The sequence below is a fragment of the Paraburkholderia sp. A1RI_3L genome (assembly GCF_048957895.1).
In the GTDB taxonomy this organism is placed as follows: Bacteria; Pseudomonadota; Gammaproteobacteria; order Burkholderiales; family Burkholderiaceae; genus Paraburkholderia; species Paraburkholderia kururiensis.
The window spans coordinates 1-16595 of record NZ_JARCHA010000024.1; the positions used below are offsets into that span (position 1 = coordinate 1).

The 16595-nt window shown below is 63.1% G+C and carries 10 protein-coding genes; 5 read left to right on the forward strand and 5 right to left on the reverse strand.

Annotation, left to right across the window (positions count from 1 at the left end):
• Positions 1-628 precede the first annotated feature (628 nt).
• A complete protein-coding gene (locus tag PXJ20_RS31470; protein WP_033350579.1) occupies positions 629-1639 on the reverse strand; it encodes a LysR family transcriptional regulator in 1011 nt (336 codons plus the stop codon).
• 202 nt (positions 1640-1841) lie between these two features.
• Between PXJ20_RS31470 and PXJ20_RS31475 the strand changes: the two genes are divergently transcribed.
• From PXJ20_RS31475 to PXJ20_RS31485, 3 genes are all read left to right on the forward strand, one after another.
• Positions 1842-4058 (forward strand): FUSC family protein, encoded by a 2217-nt coding sequence (locus PXJ20_RS31475; protein WP_421032680.1) that lies wholly within the window; start codon positions 1842-1844, stop codon positions 4056-4058.
• Positions 4059-4186: 128 nt separating this feature from the next.
• Positions 4187-4429, forward strand: a complete 243-nt coding sequence (locus PXJ20_RS31480) for a hypothetical protein (RefSeq protein WP_017773614.1) — start codon at positions 4187-4189, stop codon at positions 4427-4429.
• Positions 4430-4660: 231 nt separating this feature from the next.
• Positions 4661-6199 carry an acetyl-CoA hydrolase/transferase family protein gene (locus PXJ20_RS31485; RefSeq protein ID WP_126877564.1) on the forward strand — a complete coding sequence of 513 codons (1539 nt, stop codon included), beginning with the start codon at positions 4661-4663 and terminating at the stop codon, positions 6197-6199.
• A 63-nt stretch (positions 6200-6262) separates the two neighbouring features.
• Here PXJ20_RS31485 and PXJ20_RS31490 read toward each other — a convergent pair whose 3' ends face one another.
• The 4 genes from PXJ20_RS31490 to PXJ20_RS31505 all read right to left on the reverse strand — a co-directional run bounded on the left by PXJ20_RS31490 (position 6263) and on the right by PXJ20_RS31505 (position 11551).
• Positions 6263-6514 (reverse strand): GlsB/YeaQ/YmgE family stress response membrane protein, encoded by a 252-nt coding sequence (locus PXJ20_RS31490; protein ID WP_017773616.1) that lies wholly within the window; start codon positions 6512-6514, stop codon positions 6263-6265.
• A gap of 210 nt (positions 6515-6724) precedes the next feature.
• Positions 6725-7432: an MgtC/SapB family protein gene (locus tag PXJ20_RS31495; RefSeq protein ID WP_421032506.1), complete on the reverse strand. Its 708-nt coding sequence runs from the start codon at positions 7430-7432 to the stop codon at positions 6725-6727.
• Positions 7433-7818: 386 nt separating this feature from the next.
• Positions 7819-10251 (reverse strand): TIM-barrel domain-containing protein, encoded by a 2433-nt coding sequence (locus tag PXJ20_RS31500; RefSeq protein ID WP_421032505.1) that lies wholly within the window; start codon positions 10249-10251, stop codon positions 7819-7821.
• Positions 10252-10282: 31 nt separating this feature from the next.
• Positions 10283-11551, reverse strand: a complete 1269-nt coding sequence (locus tag PXJ20_RS31505; protein WP_017773619.1) for an MFS transporter — start codon at positions 11549-11551, stop codon at positions 10283-10285.
• A gap of 518 nt (positions 11552-12069) precedes the next feature.
• Here PXJ20_RS31505 and PXJ20_RS31510 point away from each other — a divergent pair.
• Together PXJ20_RS31510 and PXJ20_RS31515 are read left to right on the forward strand one after the other, a co-directional pair.
• Positions 12070-13104: a LysR family transcriptional regulator gene (locus PXJ20_RS31510; protein ID WP_421032504.1), complete on the forward strand. Its 1035-nt coding sequence runs from the start codon at positions 12070-12072 to the stop codon at positions 13102-13104.
• A 227-nt stretch (positions 13105-13331) separates the two neighbouring features.
• On the forward strand, positions 13332-16568 hold the full coding sequence (locus tag PXJ20_RS31515) for an efflux RND transporter permease subunit (RefSeq protein ID WP_421032503.1): 3237 nt from the start codon (positions 13332-13334) through the stop codon (positions 16566-16568).
• Positions 16569-16595: the final 27 nt, after the last annotated feature.

Consider the following 16595-nt stretch of genomic DNA (forward strand, 5'->3'; position numbering starts at 1 on the left):
CATCCCCACTGCAGCCCCAAAACCTCCGGCATTCGCCACGACAGCTTCCAGCAAAGTCCACACTTAAGCCAGTTCCTGAAATGCGCCATGAGCGTTTAGTGTTGGCCGATGTTCCGCTCCAGACACTGCTGCTGAAAACGGCAGGGCGACGCTCCGGAGTCGCCCCTCGTTGCTTTGCATTTGGCTCGCGGGCTCAGGCTTCCCTTTAGCCACCACTTGCAACGCATCCACATGTACTATCGTGTCTGCCCCCAGATTCTTCGGCCGCGCGTTCCCCTGCCCCTAGGTCCTCTGGCGCGCCTCCAACACATCCAGCCCGCCGAACTCCCGCCGTACGTATAAAAGCGAAGCGTTACCGAACCCGTGCTCGCTGAGCAGCTCTTTGTCCGGCATACTGCCTGCAGCTTCCTTCAGGAACCCGACGATTGCTTCGCCGCATCGAGCACTCTTCTCCGACGGCCGACTTCACTGAACTTCTGTTGGCCCTGCCGCGCAGGCGGCAGGTCAGGCGCTCCGCCGTCCTGTAGCGCTCAATGCAAGATGAGCACATTTCAGTGGAAGGTGAAGTGAAGCGCCGTGCATTGCAGCTCATGCATTGCGCTGAATGACCGCTTCGCTGCACGATACTTCACTCCTTTATTGCCAAAGCCGGTGCAGGCGCGGACGTCGTCGAGGCGGGCATCGGAACGACTGTTTCGTCCAATTGCGCCTGGGAGAGCTCGTCGAGCAGCGCCTTATCGCGCGCGAGGACCTTGGGCAGATGTGTCCGGAGAAATTCAACCCACGTCTTCGTTTTTGCATCGACGAATTTGCGCGACGGATAGAGCGCGTAGATGTTCATCTTCTGCAATGTATGCTCGGGCAGCACTCGCATGAGCGTGCCGTCGCGCAACCCGTTGATTGCCGCATAAACGGGCAACATGCCGATTCCCATGCCTTCCCGAATCGCCACCACGAGGCACTCCGCAATATTCACCTGGACCGGTCCGTCGACTTCCATTCGCTCACTGCCTTCGGGCCCATCGAGCACCCATTCGTGTGCGGGGAATGCGGGCGTTTTCAGAATCAAACACTCGTGGCGGGCGAGATCGGCCGGCGACTGCGGCACACCTCTTGAGCGTATATAGGCGGGCGACGCGCAAAGCACGCTGCACGTAGAGCCCAGTTCATGCGAGACGAGATCCGAGTTGGGCAGGGATGCAGCGGTGACAATTGCGACGTCTGCACTGCCTTCGAACAGATCCGGCATGCGTTGCGAGAGCGTGAGCTCGACGGTCACTTCAGGATGCTGTGCACGGTAGCGCGAGATCGCCGGTAACACGTAGTGCTGACCAATGCTGGCATAGCTGTGCATGCGCAATGCGCCGCTGGGACGTTCATGTGCGCAACTTGCTTCCTCTTCAGCCTTACCGACGTCTGCAAGAATGTGCAGGCACCGCTCCAGATAGCGTTCGCCTGCCGTCGTCAACGCGAGTCTTCTTGTCGAACGATTGAGTAGCCGTGCACGCAGGTGCGCCTCGAGTTCGGACACTGCACGCGACATTGCACCGGTGGTCGAGTTCAGGGATTGCGCGGCGGCGGTAAAGCTGCCGGCTTCAACGACGCGGACGAACACCCGCATATTCTGTAACGTATCCATCAACCCTTCTTGATCAATAAAGAAGCGATATTGTCCGCCTGACACACGACGGCATTGTTGTGCATTCCATAACGGACGTTCTCTGCATGTCCCGTTAATTCGTGCGCGGGGCACTCCTACAATCGGCGCCGTCCAGCCGGTATGTATTTGCCGTTGCCGGCTTCATTTCCTGGAACAGCCGGAGCGGAATGTCGTGCATTTCATGAACCGGCAGCAGGCGATCTCGCGCACGTCGCCTCTGCATCGGCGCAGCGCAGCAATGCTGCAAGCCATCAAGCGCGCGGCCCGTGAGTGGGGAGCGGGCGAAGGCCTTATCTGGCTGCATCTTTTCAAGACGGTAGTGGCCGTGCTCGGGGCAATGGGCATTGCGATGCTGCTCGACCTGCCGCAGCCTCGCATCGCGATGACGACCGTGTTCGTGCTGATGCAGCCGCTTTCGGGCATGGTGCTCGCGAAGAGCTTCTATCGGATCGTAGGCACTGCGGTCGGCACGATCGCGGCGCTCGTGTTGGGCGCTGTATTCGTACAGCAGCCGGAATGGTATGTATTGGGCTTGACTGTCTGGGTTGCTGCCTGTACGGCAGCAGCAGTCCGGAATCGACATTTTCGTTGGTACGGCTTCGTGCTTGCGGGATACACCGCGGCGCTGATCGGCACTCCGCTCGTGATGCAGCCAAATGCACTTTATCTTGCGGCGCTCGGACGTGCAGCGGAAGTAGCAGTTGGCATCGTGTGCTCGAGTGCAGTCAGTGCATTGATCGTACCAATGCAGACCAGCACGCTGCTACTGCGGACGCTACATGTGCGGTATGCGAATTTTACCGCGCTCGCCTCAAGCGTGCTTTCAACCCGGCTGCCTCGCGGTACCTTCGAGCGCCGTTTTGCCAATCTCGTCGATGCGATCGTAGGTTTCGAAGCCACGCGAGTGTTCGCTGCCTTCGAGGACCCAACGATTCGTATGCGAAGCCAGCATCTCGCGCGGTTGAACAGCGAATTCATGGACCTGTGCGCGCGATTGCATGCGTTGCGCCAGCTGCTGAAACGTCTGCACTGGCGCGGGGAAGTGATCGAGAGCGTTGAACCGTATTTTCATGAGCTTGCGAGCCTGTTGTCAGCGCCGCCGCGTGACGGCGAAAGCGATGGCGCGCATGCCAGCCGCGTGTCTGCGGCACTCGGGACGTTCCAGGCGTCGCTGCCGAAACGCATGCGGTCGACACGCCATGCCGTCGAGGCGCGCGCACCTTCGCTGTTGCCTGATTTCGATACATCGGGTGAATTGCTCTACCGCTTTGTCAGCGAGTTCATGCTCTATGCGAACACCTATGCATCGCTTGCTATCGAAGACAACGTAAGCCGCGAGCCGGGCATTGCCCCCTACATGAACAAGACGAATGGCTATGTCGTCGCGTTCATGTTCCTGCGGACAGCGCTGGTCATGGCCATGGTGGGATGGTTCTGGATCGAGACCGACTGGCCCAGCGGCAGTCTCGCCCTCACGGGCGCGGCGCTCACTTGTGCGCTCACGTCGTCGGCGCCGAATGCGACGCGCCTCGCATTTCAGATGGCCGTGGGGGCCTTGTTCGCCACGGCAGCGGGGTACGTATTCACCAGTTTCGTGTACCCCGCCATCGACGGCTTTCCGCTCCTATGCGCTGCACTCACACCGGTGCTCGCTGCAGGTGCGTTCCTGATGACCCGTCGGGGCATTGCAGGCTACGGCGTCGGCTTCTCCGTGTTCTTTTGTCTGCTCGCGGGGCCCGACAACGTCATCGCCTACGCTCCGATGCCGCTCATCAACAACGGCATGGCGATCGTGGCGTCCATGCTCGCCGCCTCGGTTGGATTCGCCGTCGTGTTTCCTCCAGACATGGGCTGGCTGATCGACCGCATGTGTGGAGATCTGAGAAGGCAGGGCGTATTCGCATGCCACGGTGTGCTGCCTGGACTCAATCGACGCTTCCAGTCCGGCACGCACGACTTGATGTTTCAGTTGCGCATGTTGCTCACGCGACGCTCGCGAAGGCATCGCGATGCACTGCGATGGATGCTCGTCACGCTCGAGGTCGGCCATGCCATCATCGATCTGCGCAAAGAATGCGCGGCGGCGGCGTACGTGAACCAGATGAACTCGCGTTGGAACGCGAGCATCGACGACCTGAGAGGCGAGATCGCGCGTCTCTTCGCGCGACCCGATAAACGCCGCCTCGTGCGCGCATTGCTTGCCGTTCGTGCCGCCACGTGGGTGGCGCAGGACGTACTCGATCGTCTTCGCCACGATCGCGACCGGCGGCACGACCTGCAGCGCATGCTGAGTTGCCTGCACTTCATCCGCACAGCGCTGCTCGATCGCGACGCGCCGCTCGGCACGCTTCGTATGCGTTCGCCGCGTTCCGCATGGTCCATCGCAGCGGCCCGATGAGCATGCCGGCATCGAATCTTGCCGCCGCCTGGAAATATGCCTTCCAGGCCGCCTTCTTAATCTCAGACAGACCCAGTCCTATAGTGTTCGCACTGCCACGCAGTAACCGTACGAACTGGAGAAACACAATGAAATTGCTGAATATCGCCGCTGTAACTTGCACCATCGTTTGTTCTACGCTCGCCGGCGTCGCGCAAGCGCAATCCTCGAACAACAACGCTCCCGAGAAGACCCAACAGGTTGCCGAGGTCGCTGGCTCGCACCAGGAAGGCGCCGCATCGGCCGCAGGGCGGGAGTCCGTGAAGCAGCGTTCGAAAACGGACGAGTGCGTTGGTCCCGTCAGCTTCTGCAACATCTACTTCGGTAGCTAAGCACGCAACACGACGCCCATGGTGCGACTGCAAGGTTGCATTGCATGGTGCAAGACGGGCCGCGGCGCGAGCACACGCATGACGCCAGATGACACCACGCCACGGCCTAGCCGTTCCTTCAAGAACAGGGTCCGGTCTGCGTTCCCGGCCACATCGAAAGAGCTCGGGCGCCGCATCAGAAACCGCAGCAAGCGGTGACGGCAAGACCGGGTGACACTGGAGACAAGATTCATGTACGACGATCGCATCCGCTGCGCCGCGCTGCGCGAAAAAATCACATCGGCCGAAGAGGCTGCCCAACTCGTGAACGACGGCATGCGCGTAGGCGCGAGCGGCTTCACACGCGCCGGCGATGCGAAGGCCGTTCCGATTGCGCTTGCGAGGCGCGCACGTGAAGCGAACGAGCCGCTGCGTATTACGCTGATGACCGGCGCTTCGCTTGGCCACGATGTCGATCGCATGCTGACCGAGGCGGGTGTGCTCGCGCGTCGCTTGCCGTTTCAGGTGGACGCGACGCTGCGCCAGGCCATCAACCGCGGCGAAGTGATGTTCGTCGACCAGCATCTTTCCGAAACGGTGGAGATGCTGCGTGCCAACCAGCTCGGCAAGCTCGATCTCGCAATCATCGAAGCAGCGGCGATCACGGAAACCGGCGGCATCGTGCCGACCACCTCTGTGGGCAATTCGGCGAGCTTCGCCATTCTCGCGGAGCGCGTTATTGTCGAAATCAATCTCGCGCAGCCGCTCGCATTGGAAGGGCTGCACGACATCTGGATTCCGGGGCGCCGGCCGCATCGCGATCCGCTTCCCATCGTGCGTCCTCAGGATCGCGTGGGGCAGACCGCAATCGAGATCCCGCCCAGCAAGATCGCGGCCATCGTCCTGACCGACACGCCCGACAGCTCGTCCACCGTATTGCCGGCGGACGAAGAAACCGCGCAAATCGCGGGCCATCTCATCGAGTTCCTGCAACACGAGGTTTCACGCGGACGCATGCCTTCCGCGTTGCCGCCGTTGCAGGCGGGCATCGGGACGATTGCCAACGCTGTGCTATCCGGCTTCGTCTCGTCGCCGTTCGAAGCCCTCACGATCTATTCAGAAGTGCTTCAGGACTCCACCTTCGATCTGCTCGACGAAGGCAAGGTCACGTTCGCGTCCGGCGCGTCCATCACGCTGTCGGCCGCGCGTCAGAAGCAGGTGTTCGGCGAACTCGATCGTTATCGCGACCGGCTCGTGCTGCGTCCGCAAGAAGTCAGCAACCATCCCGAGGTGATTCGCCGGCTTGGGCTTATCGCGCTCAACACTGCGCTCGAATGCGATATCTACGGCAACGTGAATTCCACGCACGTGGGCGGCACGCACATGATGAACGGCATTGGCGGTTCCGGTGATTTCGCGCGCAATGCTTCGTGCGCGATCTTCGCGACGAAGTCGGTGGCGAAGGGCGGCCGCATCTCGAGCATCGTGCCGATGGTGCCGCACTGCGATCACAACGAACACGACGTCGACATCATCGTGACGGAGCAAGGTCTGGCGGACCTGCGTGGGCTCGCACCGCGCGAGCGGGCGCAGCAGATTATCCGCAACTGCGCGCATCCGCTCTACCGCGATCTGCTGCTCGATTACTACAGGGAAGCGTTGCGGGGAGGAGGGCAGACGCCGCACCAGTTGAATCAGGCGTTTGCATGGCATCTGCGGCTGGCAGGAAGTGGCTCGATGCTGCCCGATGGCTTCGGTGCGGTGCCGGCTGCCGAGGCGCGCAGAGCCTGAAAACAGGCCCGAAAAAAGAAAAGGCCGGGCGCCTTGCAGCGCCCGGCCTCTCGCCAACCGGTTCTAGCCTCGTCGGAAGAGCCGGATGACGAACAGCAGGATGACGGCGCCGATAAGCGCGGTAATGATCGAGCTGATCCATCCGCCGCCGATCGAGATGCCGAGAACGCGCGCGAGCCATCCGCCAATGAACGCGCCGACAATGCCGACGATGATATCGACGATCAGTCCGAAGCCGCCGCCCTTGACCAGAAGTCCGGCCAGCCAGCCTGCGATTGCGCCGATGATGAGCCAGGCGATGATGCCGTGTTCCATGTTGTTGCTCCATGTTGACGTGAAGAATTCACGGTGAAAGGGAGCTTAGACGAACGCACAGAACGCGTCCACACGTTGCGACCCGATTTGACATTATCTGAAATTCTTTGCCGGGCCGGCACGATGGGCTGTGAGGGAATTGAAAGCAGTCGTGGCATCGACTGCAGTCATTCGGACACCGTAGGTTCAACACGACGAAGTTGAATCGTCTTATTCCGGGGCCGGCTCTGCTTCCGCCGCCGTCCAGCTGACGCTCGACACGCTTTTCTCCATGCTGAGGCGGCTCGCCATGAGTTCCAGCTTCGACTGGTCCTTCGGATGCAGCTTCAACGTCGCTGTCACGCGAATACGTCCGGGCTGGTCCGCCACGTCCTCGCTCGTCAAGCTCTGAAACGATAGCGGCGCTGCGTACATCGAGTTCGAAATCGCCGTGCGAATATGAATCTCGTCTTCTTCGCGGCACACGATAGTGAGCGCGTAGAGCTGCACGAGGTCCGCAGCGGAAACGGGCGTCGCATTGATCATGCGGCTCACGTCTCGCAGCACGGTGTTGGTGAGCAGCACGACGCCCGTGCCCGCAAATGCCGGCAAGTAATGGCCCGATCCGCACAACACGCCGACGGCCGCGGAGCACCACAGTGTGGCCGCCGTATTGATCCCCTGGATGGATCCTTTGTCGCGCATGATGACGCCGCCGCCCAGAAAGCCAACGCCCGACACGACATAAGCCGCGATCTGCGTGACGCCCGCCACACCGTTTCCGGTGAGTACGCCGAGCGTGACGAAGAGGCAGGCGCCACTGGCGACGAGCGTGATGGTTCGCAGGCCGGCGGTACGTTGGCGCATCTGGCGTTCGAGGCCGATGGCGACGCCACAGGCGAAAGCGGCGGCGAGCCGCAGGGCAAATTCGAGAGTCATCGTTTTCTTGTGGTCGTTATCGCATGTTGAACGGCATGCATGACACGCATGCGAAGGCCGACCGGAAACCACGCGCTCACGAGCGAACGCCCGGCACGCGCGATGAGCCCACGCGTGGGACGTCGCACGGCGAGCGTGCAACAGCGACTGGAAAGGAATAACGGCGACGCACACCGTCCTGCCCGGCAGGCAAGACGGCGGCAGAAGAGAATCTGACGCGGAGCTTGCGGATCAGCGGGCGGAGCGGGCTGTGGGTCGACTACAGCTACTGTCCAAGATGAGGTTTCCTGTTCGGCGATGGGCCGGATTGTAGGGGCCGCGGCAAAGCGACGTCAACCTTTGAGGCGCGCGTTCAGGGCAGGCGCGAGCAGCCTGCCCGTGTCATGTCATGCGGCCGCTTCGATCGTTTCGATCATCACCCGCTTCCAGCCTCCTTCGGCGTGCTGCGAAACGAGCGCTCCGGTTTTCGCGACGATGCGCCTCGATTCCGACGCGGGCAGCCAGACCTCGACAGGCCCGAGGAGCTGAGTTGGCCGCTCCATGCGCCCGGCCCATGCAACGGAGAGCGCGAGCGTTTCGTCGTCGCCTTCTGCACGCACTTGCCAGAAGCCGACCGTGCCGTCTCGCCAGGCTTCGCTTTCGCCGTCGTCCTCGATGCATTCGGCTGTCGTGACGCCCGTGCCTTCCTGTGGCACCACGATGAACGCACGTCGTTCCGCCGGCCTCGCGAAATGCTGTTCGGCCACGTTGAGCGGCACCACGCTGCCTTCGCGTACGAGCACGACGGGCTGATCCCACGGCGCAGGCAGGGTGACGTGCTGGCCACCGTCGAAGGTTTCGCCGCTCCAGTACGACACCCAGCGCGCGCCTTCGGGCAGCCACACCGTGCGCGCGATTTGCCCCGGCTCCACCACCGGAGCGAACAGCAGCGCGCGGCCAACCATCATGTCGTCGCTGTCCGTTGGGCAGCGTGCGTCGTTCGGGAATTCGGCGAACACGGGCCGCAGTACCGGCTCGTAATGCTGCGTCGAGTTCCAGAGCAACTGGTACAGGTAAGGAATGAAGCGATAGCGCAGTTTGATGAGCGCGGCCACGTGCGAGGTGGTCTCGGGATACATCCACGGTTCGTTGACGGTGCCGTCGTCGTTCCATGAGTGAATCGAGAAGCGCGGCATCAGGATGCCGAACTGTACCCAGCGCACGAACAGTTCGGGTTCGGGCGCGGGGCCCGAGAAACCGCCAATGTCGTGACCGATGTTCGAGACGCCCGACATCGCGAGGCCCAGCCCCATCTTCAGGTTGTAGCGTAGCGTTTCCCACGACGTGTAGTTGTCACCCGACCAGGTCTGCACATAGCGATGCATGCCGACGCCGCCCGAACGCGAGACGAGGAACGGACGCTGTTGCGGCGCCCACGCGCGCTGCGCGTCGCGCGAGGCGCGCATCATCAACATGGTTTGCAGCACCTTGGCTTCACGCGCGGGGAACGGCGCACCGAAGCCATGCGCGATGGCATCGGGCGACCAGATCTCGAACTCGTTGTTGTCGTTCCATGTGGCGGCGATGCCGTATCGCAGCAGGGCGTCCGTGACGTGTTCGCGCCACCACGCGATGGCGGCCGGATTCGTGAAGTCCAGATACGCGCCCACTTCGTCCCAGAACTGGACCCATGCGGGCTTGCCGTCGGCAGAGCGGATCAGCAAACCTTCGGCGTGAGCCAGACCGAACTCGGGATGGTCCTGCAGCAGGCACGGCTTGATGTTCGCGGACAGCTTCACGCCATGTTCCAGGTAGCCGCGCACGAAGCCTTCCACGTCGGGAAATTTTTCGTGGTTCCAGTTGAACACGTAGCGCTTCGCGCCGATCGATGTGTAGCCCGAAGAAAGATGAAACGAATCGCAGAGAATGTCGTGCTCGCGGCAGCGTTCAATGAACTCGCCCATGCGCCGCTGTGCATCCGGCGCATCGGTGTAGGTCATGGTGGAGCCCGAGTAACCGAGGCCCCATTTCGGCATCAACGCCGGGCGCCCTGTGAGCCACGTGAAGCGGCGCACCGCGGCAAGCGGCGTATCCGGCGAAGCGATGAAGTAATAGTCGAGGTCGCCATGCTCCGCCACGAAATAGCGGTAGTGGCCGTGATAGTTGTCGAGTTCGCGGCCCATGTCGAAGGTGCAGTCCGCGAGCGTGTCGTAGAAAAGCCCGAAGCCGAGCGACGCTTCGCGCCGCCATGTGAGATAAAACGGAATGTGCTTGTAGAGCGGATCCGTCGTGCGTGCGCTGTAGCCCATCGCATCCACGTTCACCATCGTGTAGCGCTGCCCGGCGCGGTCCAGCTCGCCCGCGCGTTCGCCGAGGCCCAGATACATCTCGCCTTTTTCGCGGCTCAGGTAGTGATACGCGCGGTCATCCCACCAACCGAAGTTGTAGGCCTGGGTCGCGCGATCCTGCATCACGGGCTGCCACGTGTTTTCGCGGCGCAACGACCACGCACAATAGCCGCCTTGCAGCGCCACCTCGAGCCGCACCTGCGAAGTCTCCACGACGATCCGCTCCGCTTCTTCTCGCAGCGAGAAGCGCGGCAATGCGAAGCCCGAGAGGTCCAGCCGCTCGCGACCTTCGAGCGGCACGTCGTCCACACCCGGCGCGATCGACCACGTGCGCGGACTGCGCACGGCGCCGTCGGGCAGCACCCGTACGCGGACGATGTCCTCTTCCAGCACGAAGATCTCGATCACCGGGCCCATCTCGCTCACGAGACGCAGCGTATTGCCTTCTCGTTGCGCAAGTTCGAAGACAGGCGGATGCAGTAACGACGTCATCAAATTTCCTCGATTCGAATACGAATGCGGTTCACGCAGCGGACAGCGCACGTTCCTGTCGCGTCTGACCGCGAATCAGCAAGATCAGCAGCACGGCCCCGATCAGGTCGAACGCGCCAAGGCAGGCGAACAGCGGACCGAACCCGACGCGATCGGCCAGCGCCCCCACCACCAGCGAAAAGCCGAGTCCGCCGGTCCACGCCGCCATGCCGCCGAAGCCGCTCGCGGTGGCCACTTCGTCGGGGTCGAACACGTCCGCGGAGAGCGTGTTGACGAGCGCCGAAATCATCTGGTGCGCAAAGCCGCCCACGCAGAACAGCGCGATGGCCGTGTACGGCGACGCGACGAGCCCGATGCAGGCCGGCCCGACCATCATGAAGGCGCCCAGCACCACGCCGGCCACGCGCGACCACACGAGCGGAATACGGAAGTGCTTCATCAGGAAGGGCGACAGATATCCGCCCAGTATGCCGCCAAGGTCGGCGGCGAGGAACGGCAGCCACGCGAAGATGGCGATCTGCTTGAGATCCATGTGCCGCTCGGTGGCGAGATAGAGCGGGATCCAGAAGCTGAACGTCTGCCAGGCCGGTTCCGCGAAAAAGCGCGGCAGCGCGATGGCCCAGAAGCGGCGCGAAGTCAGGATGTCGCGCACGGGGCGCTTGCTGGCGGGCGGTGCCTGGGTCTGGCCGTCCTTGATGAGCGCGAGTTCGTCGCCCGAAATGCGGTCGTGCTTTGCGGGCGAGCGGTAGAGCGCGTACCAGAGCGCGGCCCATACGAAGCCGAGCGCGCCCGTCACCATGAACGCCGATTGCCAGCCGAGGCGCAGCGAGAGAAAGATCACGAAAGGCGGCGCGATGAGCGCGCCAAGCGAGGTGCCCGCGTTGAAGTAGCCGACCGCCACGGACTTTTCCTTGTCCGGAAACCATTCGGCCACGGCTTTCATGCCCGACGGAATGGCCGCGGCTTCGAAGAGGCCGAGCAGGCCGCGCATGGCGCCGAGCGACATCCAGCCCGTCGCAAACCCATGCATCACGCCGCTTGCCGACCACAGCGCCGCGAATAGCGCGAAGCCGAGCCGCAGCCCGACCAGGTCCACGATGATCCCGCACACGGGCTGCATGAGCGTGTAGCCGATCTGAAACGCGCCGACCACGTACGAGTACTGCTGGGTCGACATGTTGAGCACGTGCTTGAGTTCCGGCGCGAGCACGCCGAGCGAGTTGCGCGCGACGTAATTCATGATCGTGCCGAGGCAGACGAGCACGATGATCCACCAGCGCAGACCTTTAATCGTTTTCAAAGTTGTCTCCATCCTGTTTGTCTCGTTTGCTCGTCCTTGCCGCCGCGCTGAATGAAGGGCGCGATCGAACAAGGCGGCTCTCTCTTTGATGCCGCGACGGTTGTCGGCCGTTCGGCTGGTAGGTTGTCACACAACTTGATCGGCCGAACGCCCGGCGTCGCGACCCTCTCGATAACGCCGGGGAGAGGGGTCTTCGGCGAATCTGCACGGGCTTTTCATGCCGATCAGGCATCGACTCCAGCCCAGCGCTTCGGGCCGCGCACTGCGTGATTCTAGTTGTCTGATGACTGATGTTATGGCTACCTGATCCGCATCGTATGTTCGTAAACGAGCGTCGTCAAGCCTTTTGATGTTCGATCGAACATCGAACGAAAAAGCGCGGCGTTCAGGTCGGCACTTCGCGTTTGCCCGAGCTTGCCGGCAAAACTGACACCGTTGTCATCAACGGGTCAGCATCCAGTCACCCCCTCTCGTCCATTCTCCAGACTGGCACGAAACCGGATGGACAGGAGTAGGCAATGGATACGCTGCGCAACATGCGGATGTTTGTAAGAGTGGTGGAGTCGGGCAGTTTCACGAAGGCAGCCTCGAACGAGGCCATGACGACGGCTCAGGTCTCGCGGGCCATCACGGACCTCGAATCGCGGCTGCGCACGCGCCTTCTGAACCGTACCACGCGTCGCATGTCACTCACCGAGGCGGGCGAGCGCTACTTGCAGCGCTGCGAGCGGATTCTCGCCGAGATCGACCAGGCCGAAGCCGAAGCCGCCGATGCCCAGGCCAACCCCGCAGGCCGCCTGAAGGTCTATGGCGCATCCAGTTTCGGCCATTACGTGGTGCCGCTCATTGCGCGTTATCGTCAGCACGCGCCGGAAGTCTCCGTCGACCTCACGCTGTCGCAGCGCATGCCCGCCGTCGTGGAAGAGGGCTTCGACGTCTCGATCGTCGTGGCTGCGGAACTCGAAGACTCCGCGCTGATTTCGCAGCATCTGGGCACCACCTCGGCCATTCTTTGCGCCTCGCCCGACTACCTCGTGAAGCACGGCGCGCCGCGTTCGTTCGCGGACCTCGAGCGGCACACCTGCGTGCATCTGACCGAGGCCGGGTTGCCTGCAAGCCAGTGGGTCTCCATTGGCGCGGACGGCGAGCGTTTTCGCCACGCGGGCTTGACCTCGCTCCAGGTGAACAGCCCCGAGGCGCTTGCCATTGCGATTCGCGAAGGCATGGGCATCGGTCCGCTGCCGGTACCGGTTGCGCTGCCGGGCCTCGCCGACGGCTCGCTTGTGCACGTGCTGCCTGCGCATCGCCTGCAACAGTTCAACGTCTACGCGCTCTATGCGTCGCGTCGCTACGTCGACGCAAAAATCCGCACGTTCGTCGAATTCCTGCGCAAGAGCGTGCCGCAGATGCTCACGGAGCAGGAAGCCGCGCTGCGTGCGCACGACGGCAGGCTCGCCGAATTCGGCATGCGTCACCGTGCATCGCGCGATGTACGCGATGTGCGGGACGTACGCGACATCCGCGAAGCCGAGCGACTGCGCCTCGTGAACTGATTCACGCACTGAATCGCCGACAACGTACCGAAGCACCCACGCCCGTCCTGTTCTCTTCGAAGAGGCAGGATCGGCGCTCGTGCAACGGCAAGCTGCCGTTGCGGCATGCGTCTTTCCTGACAGCCGCGCCATTTTGGCGTCATCGGCACGCCCCGCGCGCTTTCCTATCATGCGGAACCGCCCGCGCCTGGGCATGACCGCCTTTTGTTCCTGCCCGACGCTGTCACATGTGGATCGTCAATCTCGCGTTAAAGCGGCCATACACGTTTATCGTGATGGCCATCATGATTCTGCTGGCCACGCCGTTCGCGTTGATGACCATGGCAACCGACGTGCTGCCGTCCATCAACATCCCCGTCATCAGCATCATCTGGAACTACACGGGGCTTTCGGCGAAAGACGTGGCCGACCGCATCACGTCGGTGAACGAACGCGGGCTGACCACGACGGTCAGTAACATCGAGCACATCGAATCGCAATCGCTGCCGGGCATCGCCATCATCAAGCTGTTCCTGCAGCCCGGCGCGAGCCTGCAGACCGCCATCGCGCAAACCGTGGCCTCGGAACAGGCGCAGTTGCGCCAGATGCCGCCGGGCGCCACGCCGCCGCTCGTCATCAGTTATTCGGCGTCCAGCATTCCGGTGATCCAGCTCGGGCTCTCGAGCAACACGATGAGCGAGCAGGTGCTCAACGACATCGCGATGAATTTCCTGCGTCCGCAGCTCATCACGATCCCGGGCGCGCAGGTGCCGTATCCCTACGGCGGCAAGACGCGGCTCATTTCCGTGGATATCGATTCGCAGGCGCTGATGTCGAAAGGCCTCACGCCCGCAGACGTCGTGAACGCCGTCAACGCGCAGAACCTGATCCTGCCCACCGGCACCGCGAAGCTCGGGCAGACCGAGTACCGCGTGGACATGAACGCGTCGCCGGACACCATCGCCGGTCTCAATCGCATTCCCGTGCAGACCGTGAACGGCGCGACCACGTATCTGGGCGAAGTGGCTCACGTGCGCGACGGCTTTTCGCCGCAAACCAACGTGGTGCGCCAGGACGGGCGGCGCGGCGTGTTGATCTCCATTCTCAAGAGCGGCGACGCGTCCACGCTGCAGGTCGTGAACACGCTGAAGTCGCTGCTGCCGCATGTGCGCGATACGCTGCCGCAAGACCTCAAGATCACGCCGCTCTTCGACCAGTCCGTGTTCGTGAGCGCGGCGGTGCAGGGCGTGTTGCGCGAGGCGCTGATCGCCGCCGCGCTCACCGCGATGATGATCCTGCTCTTTCTCGGCAACTGGCGCAGCACGGTGATCATCGCGGTGTCCATTCCGCTTTCTATTCTCTCTTCGCTGCTTGCGCTCGATGCGCTCGGCGAGACCATCAACATCATGACGCTGGGTGGTCTCGCGCTCGCGGTCGGGATACTGGTCGACGACGCCACCGTCACCATCGAGAACATCGAGCGCCATCTGCATCTCGGCGCGCCGCTGCACGACGCCATTCTGGAGGGCGCGGGCGAAATCGCCGTGCCGGCGCTCGTCTCCACGCTGTGCATCTGCATCGTGTTCGTGCCGATGTTCTTCCTCACCGGCGTGGCGCGCTATCTGTTCGTGCCGCTCGCGGAAGCGGTGGTGTTCGCGATGATCGCGTCGTATGTGCTCTCGCGTACGCTCGTGCCGACGCTCGCCATGCTGCTGCTCTCGCACCGCAAGGCTGCGGCGAGTGCGGCGCCTTCGCGGTTCGAGCGCATCCATCATGGCTTCGATCGTGCGTTCGAGCGCATCCGCTCCGCTTATATCGTGCTGCTGAGTCTGCTGCTCGCGCGCCGGCGCTTCTACGCGAGCGCGTTTCTCGGCTTCTGCGTGCTCTCGCTCGGGCTCGTGTTCGTGCTGGGCCGCGACTTCTTCCCGAGCGTGGATGCCGGCGACATTCGCCTGCACATGCGTGCGCCCACGGGCTACCGGATCGAAGAAACGGCGCGGCTCGCGGACGAAGTCGAGAGCACCATTCGCGAAGTGATTCCGCCCGTGCAACTCGCGACCATCGTCGACAACCTGGGGCTGCCGTATAGCGGTATCAATCTTTCGTACAGCAACGCGGGCACCATCGGTACGCTCGACGGCGAAATCCAGGTCGCGCTCAAGGACGGGCACCCGCCGTCGCGCACCTATATCGACCGTCTGCGCATGCTGTTGCCGCAGCGTTTTCCGGGCGTCGAGTTTTTCTTCCAGCCTGCGGACATCATCACGCAGATCCTCAACTTCGGGCAGCCCGCGGCCATCGACGTGCAGGTGATCGGCGCGAACCAGGACGCCAACATGGCGCTGGCAAGTCGCCTCCTGAAAGAGGTCCGCCAATTGCCGGGCGCTGTGGACGCCCACATCGCGCAGCGCAACGACGAGCCCGCGCTCGGGCTCGTGATGGACCGCACGCGCATGCAGCAGTTGAACCTCAACGCGCAAAACGTTGCGCAGAACGTGCTGATTTCGCTGTCCGGCAGCTCGCAGACCTCGCCCGCGTTCTGGGTGAATCCCGCCAATGGCGTGGAATATCCGCTCGCCGTGCAGACGCCGCAGTACAACGTGGCGTCGGTCGGGCAGTTGCTCAACACGCCGGTTTCGGCGCGCGCCGACGCACCGCTGCAACTGCTCGGCAATCTTGTGCAGCTGGATGCGCACACGAATCCCGCGGTGGTCACGCACTACAACATCCGGCCCGTCATCGATCTGCTGGTGAGCGTGGAGGGACGCGATCTCGGTTCGGTGGCGGGGCAGATCGAGGAGCGCATTGCCGGCGTGCAGGCCACGGCGCCGCGCGGCACGACGATCACGATGCGCGGTCAGGTGAGCACGATGCGTTCGTCGTATCTCGGCCTGGGCGTTGGCATTGCGATGGCCATCGTGCTCGTCTATCTGCTCATCGTCGTCAACTTTCAGTCGTGGGCCGACCCGCTCATCATCGTCAGCGCGTTGCCTGCGGCGCTCGCGGGCATTGCGTGGATGCTGTTCGTGACGGGCACGCATCTGAGCGTACCGGCGCTTACGGGCGCCATCATGACCGTGGGCGTGGCGACCGCCAACAGCATTCTCGTCGTGTCGTTCGCGCGGCAGCGCCTGGCGGCGGGCGCGCCGCCGCTCACCGCCGCGCTCGAAGCGGGCGCCACGCGCATTCGTCCGGTGATGATGACGGCGCTCGCCATGATGATCGGCATGGTGCCGATGGCGCTGGGTCTCGGCGAAGGCGCGGAGCAGAACGCGCCGCTCGGGCGCGCCGTGATCGGCGGGCTGCTGTTCGCGACGGTTTCCACGCTGCTGTTCGTGCCGCTCGTGTTCGCCGGCGTGCACAGCCGGCTCGCGCGGCGCGCTGCGGCCCGTGCGGGCGAAAGAGGAGGAGACGACATGACCGGCCCGCGTTCGCATGCAAGCGGCGACGGCAACGACCACGACGGCGCGCGCGGCGGCCACTGAATGCGGCCCGACCCCGACGGCCCACAT